This is a genomic window from Actinomyces sp. HMT897 (assembly GCF_016626125.1).
In the GTDB taxonomy this organism is placed as follows: Bacteria; Actinomycetota; Actinomycetes; order Actinomycetales; family Actinomycetaceae; genus Actinomyces.
In genome coordinates, this window is the sequence record NZ_CP067336.1 from 667,056 (window position 1) to 692,800 (window position 25,745).

Genomic DNA, 25,745 nt, shown 5'->3' on the forward strand with positions numbered 1-25,745 from the left:
CGACGGGCGGCGGCCCCGCGCGGCTCTCGGTCCCGGGCCCCGACGTCATGCTGCCAGCTCCCGGCGGGCGGCGGCCCCGCTATCCTCTGCGCTATGACAGCCCTGGACACGGTGCCCTCGACCCGGCCGCTTCCCACGACCCGGGCGACGACGTTCCTGGGCCTGCCCTCCCTGCGCCCCGTCCCAGCCGTCTGCCAGCCCGTGGCCCCACCCACCCAGGGACCGGCGGCCCCCGTCCGCGCGCTCCCAGCCCCGCCCCAGCGGGCCCCCTCCGTCCAGGGGCCGGTGGCCCCCCTGCTGGACCGCCACGGGCGCACGGTGCGTGACCTGCGCCTGTCGGTCACCGACCGCTGCAACCTGCGCTGCACCTACTGCATGCCGGCCCAGGGCCTGGACTGGCTGCCCACGCCCGATCTGCTCACCACCGCGGAGATCGCCCGCCTGGCGCGCCTGGCCGTCACCCGCATGGGGGTGGAGCGGATCCGGCTGACCGGCGGCGAGCCCCTCATGCGCCGCGACCTGGAGGAGATAGTCCGCGCCCTCGCTCCCCTGCGCACCACTGCCGGGCACCCCGTGGACCTGGGGCTGACCACCAACGGCCTGGGCCTGGACAGGCGGGCACCCGCCCTGCGCGCCGCAGGGCTCAGACGTGTCAACGTCTCCATCGACACCCTCGACCCGGACGCCTACGCCGCCCTGACCCGCCGGGACCGCCTGCCCGACGTGCTGGCCGGTGCGGCCGGGGCGCAGGCGGCGGGCCTGTGCCCGGTCAAGGTCAACGCCGTCGCCCAGCCCGGGCTGACCCACCACGCCCCCGACCTGCTGCGTGAGTGCCTGCGCCGGGGGTGGCAGCTGCGTTTTATCGAGCACATGCCCCTGGGGCCGCGCCGGACCTGGAGCCCGGGGTCCGTGGTCACCGCCGAGCAGATCCTGGACGTCCTGCGCGGGGCCGGGTTCACCCTGACCCCGGCGGGCCGCCCCGACCGCCGTCCCGCCGCCCTGTGGCACGTGGCCGCCGGGACGGACCACCCCGCCGGGAGCGTGGGCGTCATCGCCTCGGTCTCCCAGCCCTTCTGCGCCGACTGCGACCGCACCCGTGTCACCGCCGACGGCCGCCTCATGACCTGCCTGTTCTCCCCCACGGAGACCGACCTGCGGTCCCTGCTGCGCGGCGGGGCCAGCGACGAGGACCTTATCGGGGCCTGGCGCCAGGCCACCTGGACCAAGCCCCTGGCGCACGGCTCGGATACGCCCGCCCGGACGCCCGACGGCTTTGAGCGCCCCGGACGGACCATGAGTGCCATTGGCGGCTGAGGCGGGCAGGTCTGGGCGGGCAGGTCTGGGCAGGCCGGACCCGGAGTTGCACATTCTTTTTACAATCGGCGATCAATGAAGCGCGAGATCACGCGGATTATGTCAGCGGTCCGGGGTCTAAAACAAGGATGAATGTGCAACGCGGGCGCCGTTGCACATTCATCTTGTCCTGGGACCCGCATCCGGGAGACAAAACGTTGGAATGACGCCAACGCCTCGTCGCCGCCCCCAAGATGAATGTGCAACGCCGCCTGTGCGTGGCCAGTGCGACGGCGTGGACGGTCCGGGCGCATGGCTGGCGCGCCGCCCCCTGCGTGGCCGGCCATGGGAGGCAGGCGGGGTCGAGGCCCAGCCCGCTCCCCTGGCCTGCCATGGGAGGCCGCCGCGGACGCTGCGGGTAGCCTCGTCCTCGTCTACTGCACCCACCGACCCGGGAGAGACGTGAACGCCATTGAGATCCGCTACTTCGCCGCCGCCGCCGAGGCCGCTGGCACCACCCACGAGCGCCTGGAGGTGGCACCGGGTACCACCCTGGCGGCCCTGCGCGAGGCGCTGGCCGGGCGCGGGACCCAGATGGCGCGCGTCATCGGGCTGTCGAGCTACCTGGTGAACTCCCTGAGCGCGCCCGCCGACGGCCTGCAGGAGCTCGCTGACGGCGACCGGGTCGACGTGCTGCCGCCCTTCGCCGGAGGCTGAGGCGCCGGTCACCCGGTGCGTCCAGAGGGCGCTGGTGGGGTGCGTGAGCCCCCGGGTCCTGGCCTCCAATCACCCGGCGCGCCCAGGGGGCGTGCTGCTGGCTCTCCACCGGAGGCCGCACTGCCGCCCCTCGCCGGAGGCTGGCGGAGCGCCCTGTCCCACTTTCAAGAACCAGAACGGGACGTCCTGGTCCCACCTACCGCCCCGCCCGTCTGCCCCGCCGGAGGCAGGCTCAGGCCATATTGGACCACTCGGCCGTGCCGTCGGCGAAGAGCTGGTGTTTCCACACGGGCAGGCGCGCCTTGACCTGCTCCACCAGGGCGCTGGCCGCCGCGAAGGCCTCCGCCCGGTGGTCAGCGCTCACGGCCACCGCCAGGGCGGTGTCTCCCACGACCAGGTCACCGACCCGGTGGACCACGCCCAGGGCCCGCAGGCCCGGGTGCGCGGCGACGTCGGCAGCGATCTGGGTCATGACGTCGGCGGCCATCGGGTGGGCACTGTAGGTGATACCCCTCACCCCCCGGCCGCCGTCGTGGTCACGTACCACGCCCTCGAAGGTGACCACGGCCCCGGCGGCCGCGCAGGAGACCTGACGGGCCAGTTCCGTGGCGCTGACCGGCCGCGTCGTCACCCCCGAGCACACAATGACCGCGCCGGATTTGCCCACGCTGGCCGCGCCGGAGCCGTCGGCCGGGGCCGCGACCCCGGCCTCCCGGTCAGCCGTACCACCGCCGTCAGCCCTGGGCGTAAGGACACCGGCTGCCGTGCTCCCGGACGGGCTCACGGGCGGCGTGTCAGCCCCCGGCGTGAGGACACCAGGCCCGGGGACACTGCCGCTCCCGTGAGTGGCAACCGCGTCAGCGCCAGGGGCATCAGGGGCGTCAGGGACGGCAGGGACGGCAGCGTCAGCGCCGCCAGTGTCAGGAGCGACCGCGTCAGGGGCGTCAGTGGAAGCACCGGCCGCGTCAGCGCCGCCAGTGTCAGGGACGCCAGCGGCAGCACCGTCGGCCGGGGCCGCGGCAGCACCAGTGGAAGCACCGCCAGCCTCCCCGGCCGTGTGCGGCCGGGACCAGGGTGCGGGGTCGGTGACAGACATGCTGGGGCCTCTCTGGGGTACCGGCCGAGGACGCTCCGTAGCCTGCCACCAGGCACGTCCCAGCGCCACCGGGCGGCATAAAGAGCTCGATCGCCCGGCGGTCGGCCCGCTTAGGCGCGTCCCGGCGCCACCGGGCGGCATGATAGGCCCTGTACCGCCGTCGACCCGACCCACCCAGGGAGGCCCCATGTCACCGCTGACACCTGTCGAGGACCACCTGCGCACGATCCTGTCCGCCCTGGAGCCCCTGGCCCCGGTGACCCTGCCCCTGGCCCGGGCCCACGGCACCGTGCTGGCCCAGGACGTCCGGGCGCTGCTGGCCGTGCCGCCGTGGACCAACTCCGCCATGGACGGCTACGCGCTGCGCCAGCAGGACCTGGGCAGCGCGGCCCCCGTGGTCCTGCCCGTGTCCCAGGACGTCCCCGCCGGCAGCGTCCCCACCCCCCTGGAGCCGGGCACGGCCGCCCGCATTATGACCGGTGCGACCCTGCCAGCTGGCGCCGACACCGTGGTCAGGGTCGAGGACACCGACCAGGAGCCCGGCCCCCGGCCCCTGCCCGACCAGGTGACGGTGCGCGTCCTGCCCCAGGCGGGCGCCAACGTCCGGCACGCCGGGGAGAACACGGCCTGCGGGGACCCCGTCCTGGGGCGTGGCACGCTCCTGGGGGCCCGTGAGCTGGCCGCCCTGGCCTCCACCGGTCACGGGACGGTCCTGGTGCGCCCCCGGCCGCGCGTCGCCGTGGTGTCCACCGGCGCCGAGCTGAGTGAGCCGGGCCAGCCCCTGGCGCCGGGCCACGTCCCCGACTCCAACAGCCTCCTGCTGGCGGGCCTGCTGACGGAGGTGGGGGCGCACTGCGCCGGGACGTGGCGCGCCGCTGACACCTCCGCCTCCCTGGCCGAGGTCCTGCTCCAGGCAGCCGCCGACGCGGACCTGGTGGTGACCTCCGGCGGCGTCTCCGCCGGGGCCTTCGACCCCCTGACCATGCTGGCCGCCCAGCACCAGGAGCCTGCCGGGGCCGCCACGGACGGGCAGTCCGCCCGGGTCCACCTCACCTTCGCCAGCCTCGCCATGCAGCCGGGCAAGCCCCAGGCCCACGGGTACATTGACGTCAGGGGACGCCGGGTCCCGCTCCTGGCCCTGCCGGGCAACCCGGTCAGCGTCCTGGTGTCCTTCACCAGCCTCGTGCGTCCGGCCCTGGCGCGCCTGGCGGGGCTCCAGCCGCCCGCGCCCGCCGTCCTGCCCGGGTACGCGCGTGCCGCGAGCGCCTGGTCGTCCCCCGTAGGACGGCGCCAGCACGTGCCCGTGCGCCTGGTCCCCGCGCCTGCGGGGCACCCCGGGCAGGAGGACACCTGGGTGGCCCCCACCCACCGGCTGGGCTCGGGCTCCCACCTGGTGGCCTCCCTGCCCCAGGCCCAGGCCCTGGCCGTGGTGGACGAGGAGGTGCCCGCCGTCGAGCTGGGGCAGCTCCTGCGCCTCCTGCCCCTGCCCGCCCCGTGGCAGAGAGCCTGACGGACATGAGCACCCCGATCCGCCTGACCCACCTTGACAGCGAGGGCGCCGCCTACATGGTCGACGTCACCGCCAAGACCCCGACCGTCCGCTCCGCCTCCGCCCGCGCTGAGGTCGCCTGCTCCCCGCAGGTGGTGGCGGCCCTGCGCCAGGGCACCGTCCCCAAGGGCGACGTCCTGGCCGTGGCCCGGGTCGCGGGGATCGCGGCGGCCAAGAAGGTGCCTGACCTGCTGCCGCTGGCCCACGTCATCGGCGTCCACGGGGCCCGGGTGGACCTGGGCGTGGAGGACTGGGGCGTACTCATTGAGGCGACGGTGCGTACCGCGGACCGCACCGGGGTGGAGATGGAGGCCCTGACGGCGGTGACGGTGGCGGCCCTGGCCGTGGTGGACATGGTCAAGGGCGTGGACCGGGAGGTGACCCTCCGCCGTGCCATGGTGACGGCCAAGTCGGGGGGCCGTTCAGGGACGTGGGTGCGTCCGGCCCAGGGGGCGCAGGTATGAGCGGGGGCGCGGACACGGCCGGGGGTGTCCTGGACGTCATTGTCCTGGCGGGGGGCACCGGGCGGCGTCTGGGCGGGGCCTGCAAGCCCGACGTCCTGGTCGCGGGGCGGCGCATGCTGGACCACGTGCTCGACGGCGTGGCCGGGCTCCGCGGCCGGGGCCTGCCTGCTGGGCGCGTCGTCGTCGTGGCGCCGCAGCAGGTGGCGCTGCCCGACGGCGTCCTGCGCGCCCTGGAGGATCCGCCGCTGGGAGGTCCGGTAGCCGGGGTGGCTGCGGGTCTCGGGGCCCTGGGGCTCTTGGGCCCCCGCACCGGGTCCGGGAGCAGGACCAGGTACGTGGCCGGTGCCGACAGCACAGCGGTATCCGGGGCGAGCGCTCCCGGGGCGGAGGGCGCCAGAGCGGGCACGTCCGGGACGGGTGCCGAGACGGGTGCGGGGACAGGTCCTGCCACACCCGGCCCCGCCGTCGCCCTGCTGACCTGCGACGCGCCCGGCTCCTGGAGGGCGCTGCCCGGGCTGCTGGACGCCCTGGCCCGGGCCGGGGCGGGCACCGACGGGGTCTGCGTGAGGACCGCGGGGGCTGGCGGCTACGTCCAGTACCTCCTGGGGGTCTACCGCCCGGCGCCCCTAGCGGCCGGGGTGGCCCCGGGCGGCGTGCCGTTGCGGGACGTGTCGGTCAGGCGGGCCCTGGCGGTCCTGTCACTGAGGACGCTCACCCCCGCCGACACCTGGATCCTGCGCGACCTGGACACCTGGGAGGACGTGGCCCGGTGGGACCAGGAGCAGGCGGCGGGCGGGGCCAGCCTGCTGGCTCTCCCCGTGGCCCCGGAGACGCGGCCCGTGGCCCCGGAGGCGCGGATGGGGGAACCACGCTGATCCGCCGTACCATCCGGGCGTGGGAGCGGGATCGGCAGGTGCGTTGAGCGGGTCTCGAATCCGCCGTACCGGGCAGGAGCCCGGCGCCCCGGCCCGCTGGCCTGGCTGACCAGTCGGCCGTGCTCGTGCCAGGTAGGAGCGGCGGCCCCGGACCCGTTCTCGCGACCAATAAGTACCGTTCTCGCGAGCAATAAGTACCGTTCTCACGACGAATAAGTACCGTTCTCGCGAGCAATAAGTACCGTTCTCACGGTCTGTGGCGGTGGGGCGGGGTCGGGACGGGGCGGCCAGCTCGGGCGGGTCAGTGGTCGGCGCCGCCGAGCTGCTCCAGGACGTGGGGCACGAGCGGGCCGATGACGGCCACGGTGTCCTTGACCCCGCCGCGCGATCCCGGCGCGTTGACCACCAGGACGCCGTCGGCCTCACGGCTGGTGACGCCCACCAGGCCCCGTGACAGGCCGGACAGCGGCGTCTTGGTCAGGCCGTGGGCGCGGATCTGCGCCTCCAGCCCCTCCAGGCGGACCTCGAGCAGGGGGGCGGTCCCCTCGGGCGTGAGGTCGCGCGGGGTGACGCCGGTGCCCCCGGTGGTCAGGACCACCCGGGCACCCTGGGCGATGGCCGCCTCAATGGCCTGGCGGACGCTGTCAGTACCGTCGGGCACCAGGACCACCTCGTCGACGATGACGTCGTGCTCGGCCAGGAGCCGGACGGCCAGGGGGCCGGAGACGTCCTCGCGGGTCCCGGCGCAGCACCGGTCCGAGACGGTGATGACAGCGCCGCGCACGGGCTCGGGCAGGGGGTGGAGGCCCTTCTGGGCAATCGGGGCGTAGGCGGCGCCCTCGGATGATGTGGTGTGGCTCATGGTGCATACGGTAGCCGATGTCCCAGCGTGTACCGCCGCACCCGGCCGGCCCCGGTGGCGCCCTGGACCGCTGCGGGGAGCGGCCTGGCCTCAGGAGGAACCCGCCGAATCGGGTCTGGGCGCCTGGGCCCTGCGGGGAGCGGCCTGACCGTGGTCGTGCGCGCACAGCGCCCCGGTGGCGCCCCGGGCCTCTGGCCAGCACCCGGGTCGGGGCCAGGCCGGGGCCGGACCTCCCGCCGTGACGAGGGGACGCCCTGGACCTCCGGCCGACATCGGGGTAAATTACGCCACACCACCCTATCCTTTATATGGCCCGCCCCATAACAAACTCTGTCCCCCGGGGCCCCGTCGTTCCAGGCAGAACGCAACCTGCCCCCGCCGGGCTCCCGGGACCTGCATCATGGTGAGGACGCCAGTTACACCGCCGTCGAGACGTCATCCGTCACCTCAAGCCCGCAGGAGCCCCATGAGCGCCCGACCCGCCCCCGCCGCCAGCGGAAGAGTCCTCCAGGACTGGGACCCCGAGGACCCGCAGCGCTGGTCCTCCGCCATCGCCTGGCGGACCCTCATCATCACCACCTACTCGATGATCCTGGCCTTCTGCGTGTGGTTCCTGCCCAGCGCCATCGCCCCCAAGCTCACCGAGATCGGCTTCCGCCTCAGCGAGGCCCAGCTGTACTGGCTGGCCGCCATGCCGGGCCTGGCCTGCGGCCTCATCCGCTTCGTCTACATGTTCCTGCCGCCCATCGTGGGCACCCGCCGGCTCGTGGCCTACTCCTCCCTGCTCTACGCCCTGCCCATGCTGGGCTGGTTCTTCGCCGTCCGGGACAGCACCACCGGCTACGGGGTGCTGCTGGCCCTGGCCTTCGCCTGCGGCATCGGCGGCGGGTCCTTCTCCGGCTACATGCCCTCCACCGGCTACTTCTTCCCCAAGCGCCTGTCGGGCACCGCCCTGGGCATCCAGGCCGGCGTGGGCAATATGGGCATGAGCATTATCCAGCTCATGGGCCCCTGGCTCATGGGGTTCGGCCTGTTCGGAATCACCTGGATCGCCCCCCAGACGTCCGGAGGGGGCCCGGTGTGGGTCCACAACGTCGCCGTCTTCTTCGTCCCCTGGACGATCCTGGCCGCCATCCTGGCCCTCACCCTGCTCAAGGACGTCCCGGTCAAGGCCAACGTCCGCCAGCAGATCGACATCTTCTCCAACCCCGACACCTGGTACATGACCCTCATGTACGTGGCCACCTTCGGGCTGTTCTCCGGGTTCGCGGCCCAGTTCGGCCTGCTGATCAAGAACACCTACGGGCCGAGCTCGGCCCTGGCCGCCACCTTTGACGCCTCCCTGCTGCCGCTGGGCGCCACCTACGCCTTCCTGGGACCGCTCATCGGCTCGGCGGTACGCATGTGCTGGGGGCCGCTGTGCGACAGGTTCGGCGGCGCCATCTGGACCTTCGTCTCCCTGCTCGGCATGGGCGCCACCCTGGCGGTGACCACCTTCTTCCTCCACCCCACCGACCCCTCCCAGTTCCCGGGCTTCCTGTGGGCGATGCTGGCCATGTTCTTCTTCTCCGGACTGGGCAACGCCGGCACCTTCAAACAAATGCCCATGATCATGCCCAAGCGCCAGGCCGGGGGCGCCATCGGCTTCACCGCCGCCATCGCCTCCCTGGGCCCCTTTATCGTGGGCGTGGCCATTGCCTCGCTGGGAGCGACCACCTGGTACTGGATCTCCGTGGCCTACTGCGTCCTGTGCGCGGTCATCTGCTGGATCCGCTACGCCCGCCCCGGCGCGCCCTTCCCGGGCTGACCCCGACGCCGGGCCGCCACCCGGCCGGCCCGCTGGCCCGCCACCCGGCTAGCCAGCCCGGCCCCCGGCCGGCCCCAGATCCCACCGGCCCGCCACCTGGCCGGGAACCGGCCCACCGGCCCGCCGCGGGCCCCACCGCAGACCACCGGAAGAGACCCTAAGGAGAGCAATGAGCACCGGCTCCCAGCCCACCGGCCCGGGGATCGTCCCCGGGCCCGACCAGAAGGTCGAGACCGCGCCCGCCCTGCTCACCCTGGGCTCCTACCTGCGCCGGGGGCAGGCCAGCTCCGACGCCCGCCGCCTGTTCCTGACCGGCGGGCGCCAGGCCGACGCCTTCTACCGCCACCGGTGGAGCCACGACAAGATGGTCCACTCCACCCACGGGGTCAACTGCACCGGCTCGTGCGCCTGGGAGGTCTACGTCACCGACGGGATCATCACCTGGGAGAAGCAGATCACCGACTACCCCACCACCGGGCCGGACATGCCCGAGTACGAGCCGCGCGGCTGCCCCCGCGGCGCGGCCTTCTCCTGGTACACCTACTCCCCCACCCGCATCCGCTACCCCTACGTACGCAGCGTGCTGCTGGACGCCTTCCGCGCCGCCAAGGCCGACGCCGACGGCGACCCCGTGGCCGCCTGGGCCCAGGTCACCGGCGACCCCGCCACCGCCCGGGCCTACAAGTCGGCCCGGGGCAAGGGCGGCATGGTGCGCGTGGGCTGGGACGAGGCCCTGGAGATCATTGCCGCGGCCTACGTGCACACCATCCGCACCTGGGGCCCGGACCGCTGCGCCGGCTTCTCCGTCATCCCGGCCATGTCCCAGGTCTCCTACGGCGCCGGCGGGCGCTTCCACGAGCTCATCGGCGGCACCATGCTCTCCTTCTACGACTGGTACGCCGACCTGCCCCCGGCCTCCCCCCAGGTCTTCGGCGACCAGACCGACGTGCCCGAGGCCGGCGACTGGTACAACTCCCAGTTCCTCATCATGTGGGGCTCCAACCTGCCCCTGACCCGCACCCCCGACGCCCACTTCATGACCGAGGCCCGCTACCACGGCCAGAAGGTGGTGGCCGTCTCCCCCGACTACGCGGACAACACGAAGTTCGCCGACCAGTGGCTGCGGGTGGCCCCGGGCACCGACGGCGCCCTGGCGACGGCCATGGGCCACGTCATCCTCTCCGAGTTCCACGTGGAGCGGCGTGAGCCCTTCTTCCTGGACTACATGCGCCGCCACACCGACTCCCCCTTCCTGGTCGGCCTGGAGCTCCACCCCGACGGGACCGCCTACGTGCCCGGCCGCTTCCTGACCGCCTCCGACGTCGAGGGCGTGGCCGAGGGAGCCCCCAAGAACGAGTTCCGGCCCCTGGTGTGGGACCGCGAGCGCGGCCCGGCCGACCCCGGCGGGACACTGGCCGACCGCTTCACCCCCGAGGGCGAGGGCAGGTGGAACCTGCTCATGGAGGGCGTGGACCCGGTCATGAGCATCCTGGACCTGCGCGGCCGGCCCGGCGCCCCCAGGGTGCAGGCCGCCGAGGTCCTCCTGCCCCGCTTCGACCTGCCGGGCTCCACCACCCCCACCGGCAGCGTGGGCGGCGGGACGGTGCGCCGCGGGGTGCCGGTCACCCGGGTCGGGGACCGCCTGGTGACCACCGTCTACGACCTGCTCCTGGCCCAGTACGCGGTTGGGCGCCCGGGCCTGCCCGGCCAGTGGCCCGAGGACTACCAGGACGCCACGGTGCCGGCCACGCCCGCCTGGGCCAGTGAGGTCACCGGCGTGCCCGGGCCCGCCATTATCCGGGTGGCGCGCGACTTCGCGCTCAACTCCCTGGAGTCCGGCGGCCGCTCCCAGATCGTCATGGGCGCGGGCATTAACCACTACTACCACGCCGACCAGATCTACCGCACCATCCTGGCGCTGACCTCCATGTGCGCCACCCAGGGCGTCAACGGCGGCGGCTGGGCCCACTACGTGGGCCAGGAGAAGGTCCGCCCCCTGTCGGGCTTCCAGCAGTACGCCTTCGCCCTGGACTGGCACCGCCCGCCCCGGCACATGATCTCCACCGGCTTCTGGTACCTGACCACCGACCAGTGGCGCTACGACGCCACCAGCGCCGAGCGCCTGGCCTCCCCCCTGGGGGCGGGGACGCTGGCCGGGATGACGACCACGGACGTCATGGTGGAGGCCATGAAGCGCGGCTGGACGCCGTCCTACCCGACCTTCAACCGCAGCCCCCTGCTGCTGGGCCAGCAGGCCGCGGAGGCGGGCATGAGCCCGGCCGACTACGTGGTCAAGGAGCTTAAGGCCGGCACGCTGCGCTTCGCGGCCGAGGACCCCGACGCCCCGGAGAACTTCCCGCGCATCCTGGCCTCCTGGCGCACGAACCTGCTGGGCAGCTCGGCCAAGGGAACGGAGTTCTTCCTGCGCCACATGGTGGGGGCGGACAACGACGTCAACGCCGTCCAGACCCCGCCGGGGCAGCGGCCGGTCTCGGTGACCTGGCGCGACGAGGCCCCCGTGGGCAAGCTGGACCTCATGTGGACGGCGGACTTCCGCAACACCTCCACCACGCTGCACTCCGACGTCGTGCTGCCGGCGGCCACCTGGTACGAGAAGCACGACATCTCCTCCACGGACATGCACCCCTTTGTGCACTCCTTCAACGCGGCCATCGACCCGCCCTGGGAGGCCCGCACCGACTTCCAGATCTACCAGGCCCTGGCCGGCCTCGTCTCCGACTGGGCGCCGCGCTACCTGGGCACCCAGACCGACGTCGTGGCCGCCCCCCTGACCCACGACACCCCTGATGCCCTGACCATGGCCCACGGGGACGTCTCCGGGCTGCCCCGGGAGTGGATCCCGGGGGTGACCATGCCCAAGCTGGTGCCCACCCAGCGCGACTACACCCAGATCCGGGCCAAGTTCGACGCCGTCGGTCCCCTGGCCGAGAAGCTGGGCCTGCCCTGCAAGGGCATTGCGCTCAAGCCGGGCCCGGAGATCAGGCGCCTGGGACGCAACCACGGGCTCTCCACCGACGGCGTGGCGGCCGGGCGGCCGCTGGTGGACACCGACATCCGGGCCGCCGACGCGATCCTGGCCCTGTCGGGCACCACCAACGGGCGCATTGCCACCGAGGGCTGGGACACCCTGTCCCGGCGCACCGGCACCCCTCTGGTGGAGCTCAGCGAGGAGGAGGCGGGCAAGCTCATTACCTTCGCCGACACCCGCGTCAAGCCCCAGGGCGTCATTACCTCCCCGGAGTGGTCCGGGAGCGAGCACGGGGGGAGGCGCTACAGCGCCTTCGTGGTCAACGTGGAGCACGCCAAGCCCTGGCACACCCTGACCGGGCGCATGCACTACTACCTGGACCACGACTGGATGCGGGACATGGGCGAGGCCCTGCCGGTCTTCCGCCCCCCGCTGGACTTCCACGCCCTGTACGGGGAGGCCGCCCCGGGGCAGGTGGGCACCAGCCCCGAGGGCACCGCCGAGGTGGCGGTGCGCTACATTACCGCGCACAACAAGTGGGCCATCCACTCCCAGTACTACGACAACCTCTACATGCTGACCCTGGGGCGGGGCGGGCAGACCATCTGGATGAGTCCCCAGGACGCGGACAAGGTGGGCGTGAGGGACAACGAGTGGGTGGAGGCCTACAACCGCAACGGGATTGTGGCGGCCCGGGCGATCGTCTCCCACCGCATCCCCGAGGGCATGGTCTTTATGCACCACGCCCAGGAGCGCACCATGAACACCCCCCTGACCGAGCGCAGCGGGCGGCGCGGGGGGACGCACAACTCCCTGACCCGGATCGTGCTCAAGCCCAGCCACTTCGCCGGCGGCTACGCCCAGCTGTCCTACGCCTTCAACTACATCGGCCCCACCGGCAACAACCGCGACGAGGTCACCCTCATCCGCCGTCGCAGCAACCAGGAGGTGACGTTCTAATGAAGGTCATGGCCCAGGTCGCCATGGTAATGAACCTGGACAAGTGCATTGGCTGCCACACCTGCTCGGTCACCTGCAAGCAGGCGTGGACCAACCGCGAGGGCACCGAGTACATGTGGTTCAACAATGTCGAGACCCGCCCCGGGGTGGGCTACCCGCGCGGCTGGGAAGACCAGGACACCTGGAAGGGCGGTTGGGAGCGCACGGCCACGGGCCGCCTGCGGCCGCGCTCCGGGGGGCGCCTGCGGCGTCTGGCGAGTATCTTCGCCAACCCGGACATGCCGGGCGTCCAGGACTACTACGAGCCGTGGACGTATGAGTACGACCGCCTGCTCTCGGCCCCCAAGGACTCCCCGGCCCTGCCGGTGGCCCGGGCCAGGAGCCAGATCACGGGCGAGCACATGCCCACCATCACCTGGGGGCCCAACTGGGACGACGACCTGGGCGGCTCCACGGAGACCCTCCAGCAGGACCCGGTCCTGGAGGCCATGAGCACCAGGGTGCGCACGGACATTGAGTCGGCCTTCATGTTCTACCTGCCGCGCATCTGCGAGCACTGCCTGAACCCCACCTGCGTGTCGGCCTGCCCCTCGGGGGCCATGTACAAGCGCACCGAGGACGGCATCGTGCTGGTGGACCAGGACGCCTGCCGCGGATGGCGCATGTGCGTGTCGGCCTGCCCCTACAAGAAGGTCTACTTCAACCACCACACCGGCAAGGCCGAGAAGTGCACCCTGTGCTACCCGCGCCTGGAGGTCGGCGAGCCCACGGTGTGCTCGGAGACCTGCGTGGGGCGCCTGCGCTACCTGGGGGTCCTGCTCTACGACGCCGACCGGGTCTCCCAGGCCGCGGCCGTGAGGGACCCTCAGGACCTGTATACGGCCCAGCGCGAGATCCTGCTGGACCCCCACGACCCGCAGGTGGTGGCCGCCGCCCGCGCCGAGGGCGTGCCGGACACCTGGGTCGAGGCGGCCCAGGCCTCCCCCGTGTGGGACCTCATTGACACCTACGAGGTGGCCCTGCCCCTGCACCCGGAGTACCGCACCATGCCCATGGTGTGGTACATCCCGCCGCTGAGCCCGGTGGTGGACGAGGTGGCCGCCGCGGGCCTGGACGGGGAGGACCACCGGGTGCTGCTGACGGCCGTGTCCGAGATGCGCATCCCCCTGGAGTACCTGGCGGGGCTGTTCACCGCCGGTGAGACCAACACCGTGGAGCTCGTGCTGCGCCGCCTGGCCGCCATGCGCTCCCACATGCGCGACGTCCGCCTGGGCCGCGAGCCCGACCCCGCGATCGCCGCCGCGGTGGGCTTGAGCGGGGAGCGCCTGGAGGCCATGTACCGCCTGCTGGCCATTGCCAAGTACGACGACCGCTACGTCATCCCCACCACCAAGCCCGAGGTCCCCCGGGGCATGCAGGCCATGGGCGGGGACGTGCGCACGCTGCTGGGCCAGGGGGCGCCAGCAGGCTGCCACGACGTCGCCGCCTTCCACGGCCAGGACGCCTCCGCCCCGGTGACGCTGCCCATGCCGACGGTGCGTCGCACCCCGGTCCCGGCCGCCGGCCCGGGGCTGGCCACCAGTCCGGAGCTGGCTGGCGCGGGTGCCCCGGGCGGGGGCCGCTGACGTGGCCCGCACACCCTCCTTCGTGCGTGCCCCGCGCCAGCTGCCGGCCCCGGAGCCGGTGGTGCTCACCGCGCCCCAGCGGGCGGTGGTGCACATGGCGGCGTCCCTGCTGCTGGACTACCCGGACGAGGACCGCCTGGGGACGTACCTGACGGCGACCAGCGCGGCCCTGACCGGCCCGCAGGCCCCGCCCGCGGCCCTGGCCGCCCTTATCGGGGAGTTCGTGGCCACGGCCCGGGCCTGGGGGGCGCGGCGCCTGGCCGAGCACTACGTGGAGACCTTTGACCGGCGTCGGCGCTGCTGCCTGTACCTGACCTACTACACGGTGGGCGACACCCGCCACCGGGGGGCGGCGCTGCTGGCCTTCAAGCAGGCGCTGGCGGCCGCGGGCTACGAGATGGCGGCCGACGAGCTGCCCGACTACCTGCCGGTGGTCCTGGAGCTGAGCGCCCGCAGCGGCGACGAGGTGGCCGACGTGCTCCTGTCCTCCCACCGCGAGGGCATTGAGGTGCTGCGCGCCGCCCTGGTCGACGCCGGCTCCCCCTACGCGGGGCTGGTGGAGGCCGTCTCAGCGACCCTCCCCCGGATCGACGAGGCCACCGCCGAGCGCGTGCGCGCCCTGGTGGCCGCCGGGCCACCCACCGAGACGGTGGGCGTGACCGACACCCTGCCCTTCCCCAGCCTGCCGGTACACAACCCCCTGCCGACCCTGCCCCGCCCCGTCACCCTCCAGGAGGCCCGCTAATGAGCGTTCTCGAGCAGTCCGTCCTGTGGACCGCCCTGCCCTACGTCTCCCTCGCCCTGCTGGTGGTGGGGCTGGCCTGGCGCTGGCGCAACGACCAGTACGGGTGGACGAGCCGCTCCTCGCAGTGGCAGGAGTCGACCATCCTGCGCTGGGCCTCCCCCCTGTTCCACTTCGGGATCCTGTTCGTGGCCGCCGGGCACGTCATGGGCCTGGCGGTGCCCAAGTCCCTCACCGAGGCCGCCGGCGTCCCCGAGCACGTCTACCACCTCATGGCCGTCATCCCCGGCTCCCTGGCCGGGCTCATGACCCTGGTGGGCCTGGCCGGCCTGCTCTACCGCCGCCTCGTGGTCAAGTCGGTGCGCCTGGCCACCACGCGCAACGACAAGGTCATGTACGTGCTGCTGACCGTCCCCATCTGCCTGGGGGCGTGGGCCACTATCTCCACCCAGCTGCTGGGCGGCCTGCACGGCGGCTACGACTACCGCGAGACCATTAGCCCCTGGTTCCGCTCGATCTTCCTGCTCAGCCCCCGCCCCGAGCTCATGGCGGACGTGCCCCTGGCCTTCAAGCTGCACATTGTGGCCGGGTTCCTGCTGTTCGCCATCTGGCCCTTCACCCGCCTGGTCCACGCGGTCTCCGCACCCGTGGGCTACGTGACCCGCCCCTACGTGGTCTACCGCTCCCGCAGCGGGGCCACCTCCACGGCGCGCACCCGGCGGGGGTGGGCGCCGGTGCGCACCCAGGGCACCGGCAACCAGGGGGCCGACGACGTCGCCCCCTCACAGGGGGCCTAAGGGCCGGCCAGCGAGGCCCGAGGTCCCGACCGGAGGGGCAGGACCGAAGGGGCCCGGCCAGCGAGGCCCGGGCCAGAGGAGCCCCACCGGAGGTCCCACGCCGCCGCGGCGTACAGACGGCTCACGTCCCGCACCAGGACGCGGATTTTATCCGGATCCGTCAGTTACGATGGAGACGGCGTCGTCCGGCCTCGTGCACGCCAGCACGGTGGGGGGCGGAGCCCGGGGGGCCCGGCACCGGGGCGGGAGCCCACGGACCCGGCCTCGCAACCCTACTGAACCCGAAAGGACCCCCATGCGCCTCTCGCGACGCCTGGCCATGACCGCACTCTCCCTCCTCTCCGCCGCCTCGCTCGTCGCGTGCGGGGGAACCTCCTCGACCACGACCTCCTCCTCCGCCCCCTCCGAGGCCCCGTCCACCACCGCGGCAGCGGGCAAGCTCAGCGGTGAGATCACCGTGCTGGCCGCCGCCTCCCTCAAGGGCGTCTTCCAGGAGATCGGCGACAAGCTCAAGGCGGACAACCCCGACCTGACCATCAAGTTCGACTTCCAGGGCTCCCAGGACCTGGTGACCTCCCTGGACCAGGGCAACAGCGCCGACGTGCTGGCCACCGCCAACAACTCCACCATGACCAAGGCCGTCGAGAAGCACCTGGTGGGCGAGCAGACCGAGTTCGCCACCAACGTCCTGACCCTCATCGTCCCCAAGGGCAACCCCAAGGGGATCACCGGCCTGGACTCCTCGCTGGACGACGTCGACCTGGTCATCTGCGCCCCCGAGGTCCCCTGCGGCAAGGCCTCCCGCGAGCTGGCCGACGCCAAGGGGGTCACCCTCAACCCGGTCTCCGAGGAGCAGAAGGTGACCGACGTGGTGGGCAAGGTCGAGTCCGGTGAGGCCGACGCCGGCCTGGTCTACGTCACCGACGCCACCGCCGCCAAGGACAAGGTGGACAAGATCGACATCCCCGACAACACCGTGGTCAACCACTACCCGATCGCCCCCACGGCCAAGCCGGCCAACCCCGAGGGCGCCAAGGCCTTCATTGACGCCGTCACCGGCGAGACCGGCCAGAAGGTCCTGGCCAAGTACGGCTTCGGCGCCCCCGCCGGCACCCCGGCCTCGGGCACCCCGGCCGCAGCGCCCACCTCCAAGGACCCCGAGGCCGGGTCCGCCCCCACCGGGACCAGCACGCCGTGAGGTCGGCGTACGCACCAGGAGGGTGCCGGCAGCGGCTGACGTCGCTGGCACCCTGCCCGTGGTGAACGGACGTACGGTCGTGGACCAGACGCCGTCCCCGGCCCGGCCCGCCCGTACCGGGTGGCGGGCCGGGCGCGGGCGGGCCGCTCGCGCGCCCCTGCCCGTGCTCGTCGCCGTCCTGGCCGCCTGCGGGGGCTGCGCGATCGTGCTGCCCCTGGTGGGGCTGGGCACCCGCGTGGCCTGGGGCCAGCTGCCCCAGCTGCTCTCGACGCCGTCGGCGCAGGCGGCCCTGTGGCTGTCGGTACGCACCTGCCTGGCCTCCACGGCCGTCAGCGTGCTCCTGGGCGTGCCCCTGGCCCTGGCGCTGGCCAGGAGCTGGCCGGGGGTGAGGGTCGCCCGCGTCCTGGCGGTCCTGCCCATGACGCTGCCCCCGGTGGTGGCCGGTATCGCGCTGCTGTCCACCCTGGGGCGCAAGGGGGTCCTGGGGGCGCGGCTGGACGCCTGGGGCATGGGTATCGCCTTCACCACCACCGCCGTGGTGGTGGCGCAGGTCTTCGTGTCCATGCCCTACCTGGTGGTGACCCTGGAGGCGGCCCTGCGCAGCCGTGACACCCGTGCCGAGACCACCGCCCGCACCCTGGGGGCGGGCCCGTGGCGGGTCCTGGTGCGCATTACCCTGCCGCTGGCGGCCCCGGCCCTGGCCCGCGGCACCGCCCTGGCCCTGGGGCGCAGCCTGGGGGAGTTCGGCGCCACCATCGCCTTCGCCGGCTCCAAGGAGGGCGTGACCCGCACCATGCCGCTGACCATCTACCTGGAGCGGGAGAGCGACACCTCCACCGCCCTGGCCCTGGCTGTGGTGCTCATTGTGCTTTCCTTCATTATCGTTGGTGCCACTAATGTGCGTTGGAGTACTTTGGGTACACTGTGGCGCTCGGGGCGTCAGGACGCTGCCGGGTACGGGGACGCCGAGGACGAGGTACCGGCACCAGGGGCCCCTGACACGCGCACCACCGGCGTGCACGTCACCTCCCCCGCCGTGCCTGACGGCCAGGGGCGGGGCAGGGACCTGGAGGTCTCCTTCTGCCTGGACTCGCGCGACGTCATGGTCTCCCTGTCCGTGCCGGCCGGGCGGACCGTGGCCCTCATCGGGCCCAACGGGTCGGGCAAGTCCACGGTCTGCTCGGTGGTGGCGGGCCTGCTGGACGCCGCGGGCGGGCGGGTGGCCCTGGGCGGGCGGGTGCTGGACGGCCCGGAGGGGTTCGTGCCCGCCGGACGCCGTGAAGTGGCCCTGCTCAGCCAGGACCCGGGGGTGTTCACCCACATGTCGGTCCTGGGCAATGTGGTCTTCGCCCTGCGCTGCCAGGGGGTGGGGCGCTCGGCCGCCCGGGTGCGGGCCCGCGCCGAGCTGGCCGCCGTGGGGGCGCTCCACCTGGCCTCCCGCTCCGGCGGGGCGCTCTCCGGGGGGCAGGCGGCCCGCGTGGCCCTGGCCCGGGCCCTGGCCACCGCCCCGCGCCTGCTGGTCCTGGACGAGCCCATGAGCGCCCTGGACGTCACCGCGCGCCAGGAGATGCGCCGCCTGGTGGCGCGCCGCACCGCGCAGGAGGACCTGACTCTGCTGCTGGTGACCCACGACGTGCTGGACATGACCGCCCTGGCCGAGGACGTCGTCGTCCTGGAGGCGGGGCGCGTGGTGGAACAGGGCGGTACGGCGCAGGTCCTGGCCTCACCGAGCTCCGACTTCGCCGCGCGCCTGACCGGGACCGCGGTCCTGACCGGGGACCTGGCCGGGGACGGCGACGCCCCCGCCCTGGTCCTGCCCCGGGGGGTGACCCTCTACGGGCGCCCCTGGGAGGACGATATCGCCCCGGCCGGCCACGTCCCTGGGCAGCCGGCGCCACCGGCCCCCACCGGCCCCGGTATCGCCCTGGTGCCGCCCGACGCCGTGGCCCTGTACCGCCAGGCGCCCCAGGGCTCCCCCCGTAACGTCCTGCCCGGCACGGTCACCGGGGTGGAGCGCTCTGGTGCCCTGGTGAGCGTGGACGTGGCCCTGGCCCCTGGCCAGACCGTCCACGCCACCGTGACCGCGGGCGCGCTCGCCGAGATGGGGATAGCGCCGGACCAGGAGCTGTGGTGCGTCATTAAGGCCGTCGCGGTGCGCGTCGTGCCCCGGCGCGCGGGGAGACGGCACGGCGAGCGGCACGGCACGGGCGCTGCCGGCACCGGCACTGTCGCCCAGGACGGCCGGGTAGGGTCGGGTCATGGCGCACAGAACGACACCACGCCGTCGGCCGGGCCGCCCGAACCGCATTGACCGGGAGACCATTGCCGACGCCGCCATCGAGCTCATTGCCGAGGCCGGTGTCGACGCCCTCACCTTCCAGGCCCTCGCGGCCCGCCTCGGGGTCAGGCACCCCGCGCTGTACCGTCACGTCAACGGCCGCCCCGACCTCCTGCGCGCCGTCGCGGACCGTTTTATGGAGACCACGAGGTGGCCCGATCCGGTGGGCAGCTGGCAGGACTACCTGCGTGCCGTCGCCTGCGCGATCGACACCGAGTGCGGGCGCTACCCGGGGATGATGGACCTGATCTACAACCAGGTGTGGCCCATGCCCGAGCGCCTCATACTGGCCGCGATCGAGATGGCCGAGAACCTCGTCGCCCTCGGGTTCCCCCGGCAGCTCGCGCTCGTCGCCGCCGACATGGTGGCCGACTTCGCCGCGGACAGCCGTATCCGGCGCGACCGTATCGCCCGGCACGCCGGGCAGGACGGGTTCACCCCTGTCACGGACCCCGACGGCGCCCACGACCCCGGGCTGCGCGCGGCGTTCCACGACCGCTTCTCGGCCGGCCCTAACGTGTGGTCGGACGACAAGCTCGAGATTATCCTCGCAGGAATTGAGGCCAGGCTCACGGCGTCCTCGGGGTGACCGCCGGGCGCGCCTGGGTGAGCGCCCCCGCCCGGTGCCCACCCGGCCGCGGCCTGCCCGGCGAGACTTCCCCACCTGGGCGGCCCGCCTGAGCGCACCCGGGCGGGTGGCCCTATGGCGTGTCCCCCACGATCCGCCAGCCCGCCGAGCCCGTCTTGGCCCGCCAGAAGGCCTCGTAGCGTCCGCCCGCCCTCACCAGGGACTCGTGGTCGCCGTCCTCGACAATGGCCCCGTCGTCGAGGACGAGGATACGGTCGGCGCCCGTGACGGTCTCGAGCCGGTGAGCGATCGCGATCACCGTGCGGCCCGTGGCCAGGGCGGCGAAGGCGTCCGCGAGGGCCGCCTCGGTCTCGGTGTCCACCGCGGCGGTGGCCTCGTCGAGCAGCACAATGGGCGCGTCCTTGAGCAGGGCGCGGGCAATGGAGACCCGCTGCCTCTCACCGCCGGAGAGCCGGGCGCCGCCCTCGCCGACCGGCGTGTCCAGCCCGTCCGGAAGACGGTCCACGACCTCCTGGAGGCGGGCGGCACGGATCGCCTGCGCGACCTCCTCGTCACTCGCCCCCGGGCGGCCGATACGGACGTTGTCCAGGATGGAGCCCTCGAACAGGTAGACGTCCTGGAAGACCACCGCCACGCGCTCGATCACCTGCTCGGAGCCGAGCTGGCGGACGTCCACCCCGCCCAGGCGCACGCTGCCGCTGGTGGCGTCCCAGAACCTGGCGACCAGACGCAGGACGGTCGTCTTGCCCGACCCGCTCGGCCCCACCAGGGCGGTGAACGTCCCCGGCTCCAGCCGGAACGACACCCGGTGGAGGACGTCCCCCGCCCCGTAGCTGAAGCTGACCTCGTCGAGCTCCACCGACAGGCCGGTCCTGGCCACGGTGGCGGGGCTGGCCGGCTCGGGCAGCGTCGGCGTGTCCAGGAGGGCGCGGATGCGCTCGAGGCTGTCCCCGACGGTGCGCATGGCGGTGGTGTACTCCGAGAGGTCCGCGAGCGGGCCGACGAACCTGACGCAGACGACGAGCAGCCCGACGGTCGCTGGGACCTGGAGGCGGCCGCTCAGGGAGAGGCCGACCGCGGTGACCAGCAGGAGCACGAGCCAGAGCTGCACGGCGACCGTGCTAATGAGCACGCCGGGGATGGTGCGCCAGAAGATGCGCTCCGACGTCCGGTGGTGCCGGTTGAGGGACTCGTCCAGGGGCGGGTAGCTCCCGACGGTGCGCCCGGCCGACCGCAGGACGGGCTGGGCCAGCGCGAAGTCGACGACCTGCTCGTTGACCTCGGCGGTGCACCGGTCCAGGACGGCGTCCAGCCGCGCGGTCCGCTTGGGGGCGAGCCACCCGATGAGCGCGGCGACCGGGAGGAAGGCGGCGCCGGCCGCGGCGACGCGCCAGTCCCACCAGAGCAGGCCGACGACCACGGTCAGGGGGGTGAGGACCGCCGAGACGATCGGCTGCAGGAGGTGGGCCGTCACCGAGCCAGCGTCCTCGGCGCTCTTGCTGCTGAGCTGGGCCAGCTCCCCGGCGCGGGCGCGGTCGAACCAGCCCAGCGGCAGGACGGAGGCGTGGTCGCCAATGCGGTGCTGCAGGCTGTGCATGAGCCCCAGGCTGATGCCGTACCCGGTGCGCGCCTGGAGGAAGTACAGCAGCGCGCCCCCGGCCGCGGCCGCGGCCAGGGCTCCCGCCGCGGGCCACGCCGCGTGCACGTCGCCGCGTACGACGGCGTCCACGACCGGGATGAGCGCCAGGAAGGCGAGCCCCTGGGCGAGGGCGAAGGCGGTAACCAGCACGAGGAACGGCAGGAGGCGGACGCTCCCGCGGGCGACGTGCACGAGGTTGACGAGTGTGCGGGTCATGCTGCGTTCTCCTTGACGTGACCGGCCTGCCACAGCCTGCGGTAGGCCCCGGCCCGGGCGAGCAGCTCCGCGTGGGTGCCGACCTCGACGACCCTGCCCGCCTCCATGACCGCGATCTGGTCCGCGGCGGTGACCGACGTCAGCCGGTGGGCGATGACCAGTACGGTCCTGCCCTCGGCCGCGCGCGCGACCGCCGCCTGGAGACGGACCTCGTTCTCGGGGTCGGCGAAGGAGGTGGGTTCGTCGAGCACGAGGACGGGGGCGTCCTCGAGCAGGGCGCGGGCGATGGTGACGCGCTGCGCCTCCCCGCCGGAGAGCAGCGCATCGACCCCGACGACGGAGTCGTAGCCCCGGGGCAGGGCGGCAACACGGTCGTGGATGCCTGCGGCCCTGGCCGCGGCCACGACCTCCTCGTCACCGGCACCGGGCCGGGCGAGGCGGATATTGTCGCGCACGCTCATGGGCACCAGGCGGGTGCCCTGGAAGACGAACGCGACGCTCCGGTACAGGGCCGCAGGCTCCAGGTCGCGCACGTCCTGCCCGCCCACCCGGACCGCGCCGTCGCGCACGTCCCAGAACCTGGGCACGAGGGCCGCCAGGGTCGACTTGCCCGCCCCCGAGCGGCCCACGAGCGCCGTCACCGTGCCCTGGGGAAGCCTCATGGCCACCTGGGACAGGGTGTCCGGCCCGTGCGGGTCGTAGGCGAAGCCGACGTCGTCGAGGACGACCTCGCCGCCCTCGGCCGCCGCCGGGGCGTCCGGGACGGGCAGCACGGGGGTGGCCAGGAACTCCCCGATCCGCGCGGCGGCCTCACGCGCGGCCCGCAGCCGCACGTCGTAGGAGTCCATCTGCGTGAGCGGGCCGGCCAGCCCGACCCCGAGCACCAGGCCCGCCACGAACCCGGTGAGGTCCACCCACCCCAGCTGGAGCAGGAGCAGGCCCAGCAGCCCCATGGTCGCGAGCACGCTCGGGGCCGACACGATCGCCAGCCCCAGCGAGGACGCCCCGACCATGGGCACCATCAGCCTGCCGAAGAAGTCCGCGTAGTCGTCCACCGCCCGGCGGTAGTCCGCCGACGCGCGCCCGGCCTGCCCGAACGTCTTGACCACCGCGATCCCGTGCGCGAACTCCACCGTCGCGCTGCTGACCCGCGCCTTGGCCTCGTCCCAGTCGCGGAACTGCGTGGCGGCCTCGCCCATCATGGAGCCGAACACGGTCAGGAAGCCCGCCAGCGGCAGCAGGGCCACCAGGGCGAGCGGCCAGCTGTACAGGAGGAGCACGGCGAGTGCGGCGACCGCGGTGACGACCCCGACCACCATGTCGCCGCCCGCGTGCGCCACCAGGGTGTGCAGCGCGTGCACGTCGTCGGTGACCAGCTTCTTGACCCGCCCCGAGGAGCGCCGGGAGGCCTCCCCGATGGGGATGCGCCCCAGGTGGGCGGTCAGCCGGACCCGCAGGTCACGGTTCAGGCGGGCGTCGGCCAGGTGCGTCAGCATGAGCCCGGTGCCGATGAGCACCGTCCTGACCGCGATCCCGACCAGGGCCACCCACAGCCAGCGCCAGGTCTCGCCCGCTGGCGCCCGGTCCACCAGGGCGGTCGAGAGCTGCACGCTCGCGACCATCGGGACCAGGCCGGCGACGGCGCCCAGTCCCTGCAGCGTCACGCCGCTGACGACCAGCCCGCGCACGGGGCCGATCAGATCCCAGAACCTCACGGTACCTCCTTCGTCTGCGTCAGCAGCCGGCTGCTGCCACGCGCGGTGTCCACGGCCTCGGCGCCCTTGGCCGAGCCCGGTCCGTCTGTCGCCTCTCCCCCGCTCCTGCCGAAGAACTCCCTGAGCCGGGCGGGCGGGTCCTGCCCCGTGGGCGGTTGGAGCTGCCCACCGCGCAGCTCCTCGACCCGCGTGCAGACGAGGGCGAGGAACTCGACGTCGTGGCTGACGACCAGGACGGCCGTGCCCGCCTCGGCGGCGGTAAGGACCAGGTCGCTCATGGCGACCATGGACTCGCGGTCGAGCCCGCTGGTGGGCTCGTCGAGCACGAGGACGTCCCGGGCGCTGCACAGGCCGCTGGCGAGTGCCGCCCGCTGCTTCTGCCCGCCGGAGAGCGAGAGCGGGTGGCGGTCGCGCAGCTCCAGCAGGTCGAGGCGCTCCAGGACCCTGTCAATGTCCGGCTGGGAGGGGTGCCGTAGTCCTATGGCGCACTCCTCGGCGAGGGTCTCCCCGAAGAGCTGGGCGTTCACGTCCTGCATGACGAGGAAGACCCTGCCCCTGAGGTCCCGTTGCCGGACGGGTCTGCCCTGGAGGGCGAACGCCCCGGCACCCGCCTTCTGCAGCCCGCACAGGGCGCGCAGGAGCGTGGTCTTGCCCGCGCCGTTGTCCCCGATGAGCCCGACGACCTCGCCGGGGGCGAGCCGCAGGGAGACGTTACTGAGCACGGTGCGGTCGCGGAAGGACACCGTCAGGCCTGTCACCTCGACAGCGGGCGGCTGGCCGTCGGCGGCGGCGGGACGCGCCTCGCACCGGGTCGCCTCCGCCAGGTCGAGGGCCCTCAGCCCCATTGCGTGCCGCCGCTGCGGGGACAGCGCCCTGAACTCGTCCGCGGAGTAGCTGCCGGCCACCGCCCCGGCGTCGAGCACGACGTAGCGGTCCGCCAGGTCGGAGAGGTAGCTGAGGCGGTGCTCGGAGACCAGCAGGGCCTTGCCCTGCGACTTCAGCTTGCGGAGCAGTCCCGCCAGATGGACGGTCGCCTGGTGGTCGAGGTTCGCCGAGGGCTCGTCCAGCACGAATGCCTCCGGTCCCAGGGCGTAGGCCCCGGCGATCGCCACCTGCTGCTTCTGCCCGCCGGACATCTTAAAGATGCTCCTGCCCGCGAGCGCCCGGATACCCACCTCGTCAATGGTCTCCTCCACCCGGTCCCGCAGCGCGGGGTTGGGGACCCCGGCGTTCTCGAGCCCGAACGCGATCTCGCTGTCGGTGTCGAGGTTGAAGAACTGCGACTTGGGGTTCTGGAAGACCGATCCCACGAGGCGGGCGATCTCGTACCCCTCCATGGAGGAGGCGTCGCGGCCGCAGATCGTGACGCTGCCGCCGGTCTCGTCCGCCTCGTGCCTGGGCAGGAGGCCGTTGACGAGGCTGGTCAGCGTGCTCTTGCCGCAGCCGCTGCGGCCGGTGAGGACCACGAGCTCCCCGGCCCCGACCCTAAAGGAGACGTCCTCAAGAGCCCGGGCGGGTGCGGCGGCGTAGCGGAACGAGACGTGCGAGAACTCGATCATCTGACCATCCCTCCTGCGCACAGGCCGACGAAGACGAGGATGACGACGACGTCGGCCGCGCCGAGCGCGAGGTCCACCAGGCAGGTCCTGGGGGCGGGGTTGTCAATGCCCCGCACCAGCGCGGCGTCGGCGATCTCGTCGGCGATCACCGTGGCACTGACCAGCATGGGGACGTAGAGCCTCGTGGTGACCTCGACGGGGTGGCGCAGGAGGGAGAGCGGCGTGGGGCTCAGGCCGCGGATCGCCATGGCATCGCGCAGGTTACGCGCCTGCTCGCGCATGGCCGGGAAGTAGCGGAAGACGACGGCGAAGGGCGTGACCAGGACGCGTGGCACGCGCCAGCGCGTCAGGGCGGCGACGAACTCGTTGACACGGGTGGTCTGGATAATGACCGCCCCGGTGACGCCGGCGGGGAACACCTTGCCGATGATCTGGAAGAACGTGACCACGAACAGCTGGGCCGCGGGCGGAAGGTACCTCTCCCCGAGCACCTGCGCGCCCGCGACGAGGGCGTAGGCGGCCGCGGCCACCAGCGCCGTCCTCAGCCTCCCGCAGGCCGCCGCGAGGAGGACGGCCGCGGCGACCAGGACGTGGGCGTAGCCGGGACGCACCGCGACCGTCAGCGCGAGGTTGACGAGCACGAGGACGACCAGCTTGGTGCGCGGGTCGAGGCGCAGCCCCCACCGCCCCTGACGGTCCCTACCCACTGAAGCCG

At 73.3% G+C, this 25,745-nt stretch carries 19 protein-coding genes; 13 read left to right on the forward strand and 6 right to left on the reverse strand.

Annotated elements, in window-relative coordinates; all coding sequences use genetic code 11:
• Positions 1 to 93: 93 nt before the first annotated feature.
• Together moaA and JJJ15_RS02720 are read left to right on the forward strand one after the other, a co-directional pair.
• The gene (gene moaA, locus JJJ15_RS02715) at positions 94 to 1,314 is read left to right on the forward strand and encodes a GTP 3',8-cyclase MoaA (RefSeq protein WP_200511366.1); all 1,221 of its coding nucleotides are present in this window, start codon (positions 94 to 96) and stop codon (positions 1,312 to 1,314) included.
• Between the two features lie 441 nt (positions 1,315 to 1,755).
• On the forward strand, positions 1,756 to 2,010 hold the full coding sequence (locus tag JJJ15_RS02720; protein ID WP_246742121.1) for a MoaD/ThiS family protein: 255 nt from the start codon (positions 1,756 to 1,758) through the stop codon (positions 2,008 to 2,010).
• A 232-nt stretch (positions 2,011 to 2,242) separates the two neighbouring features.
• On the opposite strand, the gene JJJ15_RS12830 is transcribed toward JJJ15_RS02720, so the two are convergent.
• On the reverse strand, positions 2,243 to 2,794 hold the full coding sequence (locus JJJ15_RS12830) for a molybdenum cofactor biosynthesis protein MoaE (RefSeq protein ID WP_348641487.1): 552 nt from the start codon (positions 2,792 to 2,794) through the stop codon (positions 2,243 to 2,245).
• A gap of 499 nt (positions 2,795 to 3,293) precedes the next feature.
• Between JJJ15_RS12830 and glp the strand changes: the two genes are divergently transcribed.
• Genes glp through JJJ15_RS02740 form a run of 3 tightly spaced genes read left to right on the forward strand, consistent with a single transcriptional unit; the run spans position 3,294 to position 5,994 of the window.
• Positions 3,294 to 4,616 carry a gephyrin-like molybdotransferase Glp gene (gene glp / locus JJJ15_RS02730; protein ID WP_200511369.1) on the forward strand — a complete coding sequence of 441 codons (1,323 nt, stop codon included), beginning with the start codon at positions 3,294 to 3,296 and terminating at the stop codon, positions 4,614 to 4,616.
• Positions 4,617 to 4,621: 5 nt separating this feature from the next.
• Positions 4,622 to 5,119 carry a cyclic pyranopterin monophosphate synthase MoaC gene (gene moaC, locus JJJ15_RS02735; protein WP_200511370.1) on the forward strand — a complete coding sequence of 166 codons (498 nt, stop codon included), beginning with the start codon at positions 4,622 to 4,624 and terminating at the stop codon, positions 5,117 to 5,119.
• Positions 5,116 to 5,994, forward strand: coding sequence for an NTP transferase domain-containing protein (locus JJJ15_RS02740; RefSeq protein ID WP_200511371.1), 879 nt, complete (start codon positions 5,116 to 5,118; stop codon positions 5,992 to 5,994). Before moaC ends, JJJ15_RS02740 begins: the two co-directional genes overlap by 4 nt.
• 301 nt (positions 5,995 to 6,295) lie before the next feature.
• Here JJJ15_RS02740 and JJJ15_RS02745 read toward each other — a convergent pair whose 3' ends face one another.
• Entirely contained in the window at positions 6,296 to 6,856 is a 561-nt protein-coding gene (locus JJJ15_RS02745) for a MogA/MoaB family molybdenum cofactor biosynthesis protein (RefSeq protein WP_200511372.1), read from the reverse strand.
• 466 nt (positions 6,857 to 7,322) lie between these two features.
• Here JJJ15_RS02745 and JJJ15_RS02750 point away from each other — a divergent pair, with 466 nt between their 5' ends.
• The 8 genes from JJJ15_RS02750 (at position 7,323) to JJJ15_RS02785 (ending at position 19,901) form a co-directional block, all read left to right on the forward strand.
• A complete protein-coding gene (locus JJJ15_RS02750; protein WP_200511373.1) occupies positions 7,323 to 8,663 on the forward strand; it encodes a NarK/NasA family nitrate transporter in 1,341 nt (446 codons plus the stop codon).
• Positions 8,664 to 8,832: 169 nt separating this feature from the next.
• Positions 8,833 to 12,612, forward strand: a complete 3,780-nt coding sequence (locus JJJ15_RS02755; RefSeq protein ID WP_200511374.1) for a nitrate reductase subunit alpha — start codon at positions 8,833 to 8,835, stop codon at positions 12,610 to 12,612.
• Positions 12,612 to 14,237, forward strand: coding sequence for a nitrate reductase subunit beta (narH, locus tag JJJ15_RS02760; RefSeq protein ID WP_200511375.1), 1,626 nt, complete (start codon positions 12,612 to 12,614; stop codon positions 14,235 to 14,237). Before JJJ15_RS02755 ends, narH begins: the two co-directional genes overlap by 1 nt.
• 94 nt (positions 14,238 to 14,331) lie before the next feature.
• Positions 14,332 to 14,982 carry a nitrate reductase molybdenum cofactor assembly chaperone gene (gene narJ / locus JJJ15_RS02765; protein ID WP_246742221.1) on the forward strand — a complete coding sequence of 217 codons (651 nt, stop codon included), beginning with the start codon at positions 14,332 to 14,334 and terminating at the stop codon, positions 14,980 to 14,982.
• Positions 14,982 to 15,776 carry a respiratory nitrate reductase subunit gamma gene (narI, locus tag JJJ15_RS02770; protein ID WP_200511376.1) on the forward strand — a complete coding sequence of 265 codons (795 nt, stop codon included), beginning with the start codon at positions 14,982 to 14,984 and terminating at the stop codon, positions 15,774 to 15,776. The genes narJ and narI overlap by 1 nt, the downstream gene beginning before the upstream one ends.
• 295 nt (positions 15,777 to 16,071) lie before the next feature.
• The gene (gene modA / locus JJJ15_RS02775; protein ID WP_200511377.1) at positions 16,072 to 16,974 is read left to right on the forward strand and encodes a molybdate ABC transporter substrate-binding protein; all 903 of its coding nucleotides are present in this window, start codon (positions 16,072 to 16,074) and stop codon (positions 16,972 to 16,974) included.
• A 79-nt stretch (positions 16,975 to 17,053) separates the two neighbouring features.
• Positions 17,054 to 19,285, forward strand: a complete 2,232-nt coding sequence (locus JJJ15_RS02780) for an ABC transporter permease (RefSeq protein ID WP_246742222.1) — start codon at positions 17,054 to 17,056, stop codon at positions 19,283 to 19,285.
• Positions 19,233 to 19,901: a TetR/AcrR family transcriptional regulator gene (locus JJJ15_RS02785; RefSeq protein WP_200511379.1), complete on the forward strand. Its 669-nt coding sequence runs from the start codon at positions 19,233 to 19,235 to the stop codon at positions 19,899 to 19,901. Before JJJ15_RS02780 ends, JJJ15_RS02785 begins: the two co-directional genes overlap by 53 nt.
• A 112-nt stretch (positions 19,902 to 20,013) precedes the next feature.
• Here the strand turns inward: JJJ15_RS02785 and JJJ15_RS02790 are convergent, their stop codons facing one another.
• From JJJ15_RS02790 to JJJ15_RS02805, 4 genes are read right to left on the reverse strand one after another with little or no spacing between them, the layout of a single operon-like run.
• Complete coding sequence (locus JJJ15_RS02790; RefSeq protein WP_200511380.1) at positions 20,014 to 21,756, reverse strand: ABC transporter ATP-binding protein; 1,743 nt, start codon at positions 21,754 to 21,756, stop codon at positions 20,014 to 20,016.
• Positions 21,753 to 23,471 carry an ABC transporter ATP-binding protein gene (locus JJJ15_RS02795; RefSeq protein WP_200511381.1) on the reverse strand — a complete coding sequence of 573 codons (1,719 nt, stop codon included), beginning with the start codon at positions 23,469 to 23,471 and terminating at the stop codon, positions 21,753 to 21,755. The genes JJJ15_RS02790 and JJJ15_RS02795 overlap by 4 nt, the downstream gene beginning before the upstream one ends.
• On the reverse strand, positions 23,468 to 25,030 hold the full coding sequence (locus JJJ15_RS02800; protein ID WP_200511382.1) for an ATP-binding cassette domain-containing protein: 1,563 nt from the start codon (positions 25,028 to 25,030) through the stop codon (positions 23,468 to 23,470). The genes JJJ15_RS02795 and JJJ15_RS02800 overlap by 4 nt, the downstream gene beginning before the upstream one ends.
• Entirely contained in the window at positions 25,027 to 25,737 is a 711-nt protein-coding gene (locus JJJ15_RS02805) for an energy-coupling factor transporter transmembrane component T (protein ID WP_200511383.1), read from the reverse strand. Before JJJ15_RS02805 ends, JJJ15_RS02800 begins: the two co-directional genes overlap by 4 nt.
• Positions 25,738 to 25,745 lie beyond the last annotated feature (8 nt).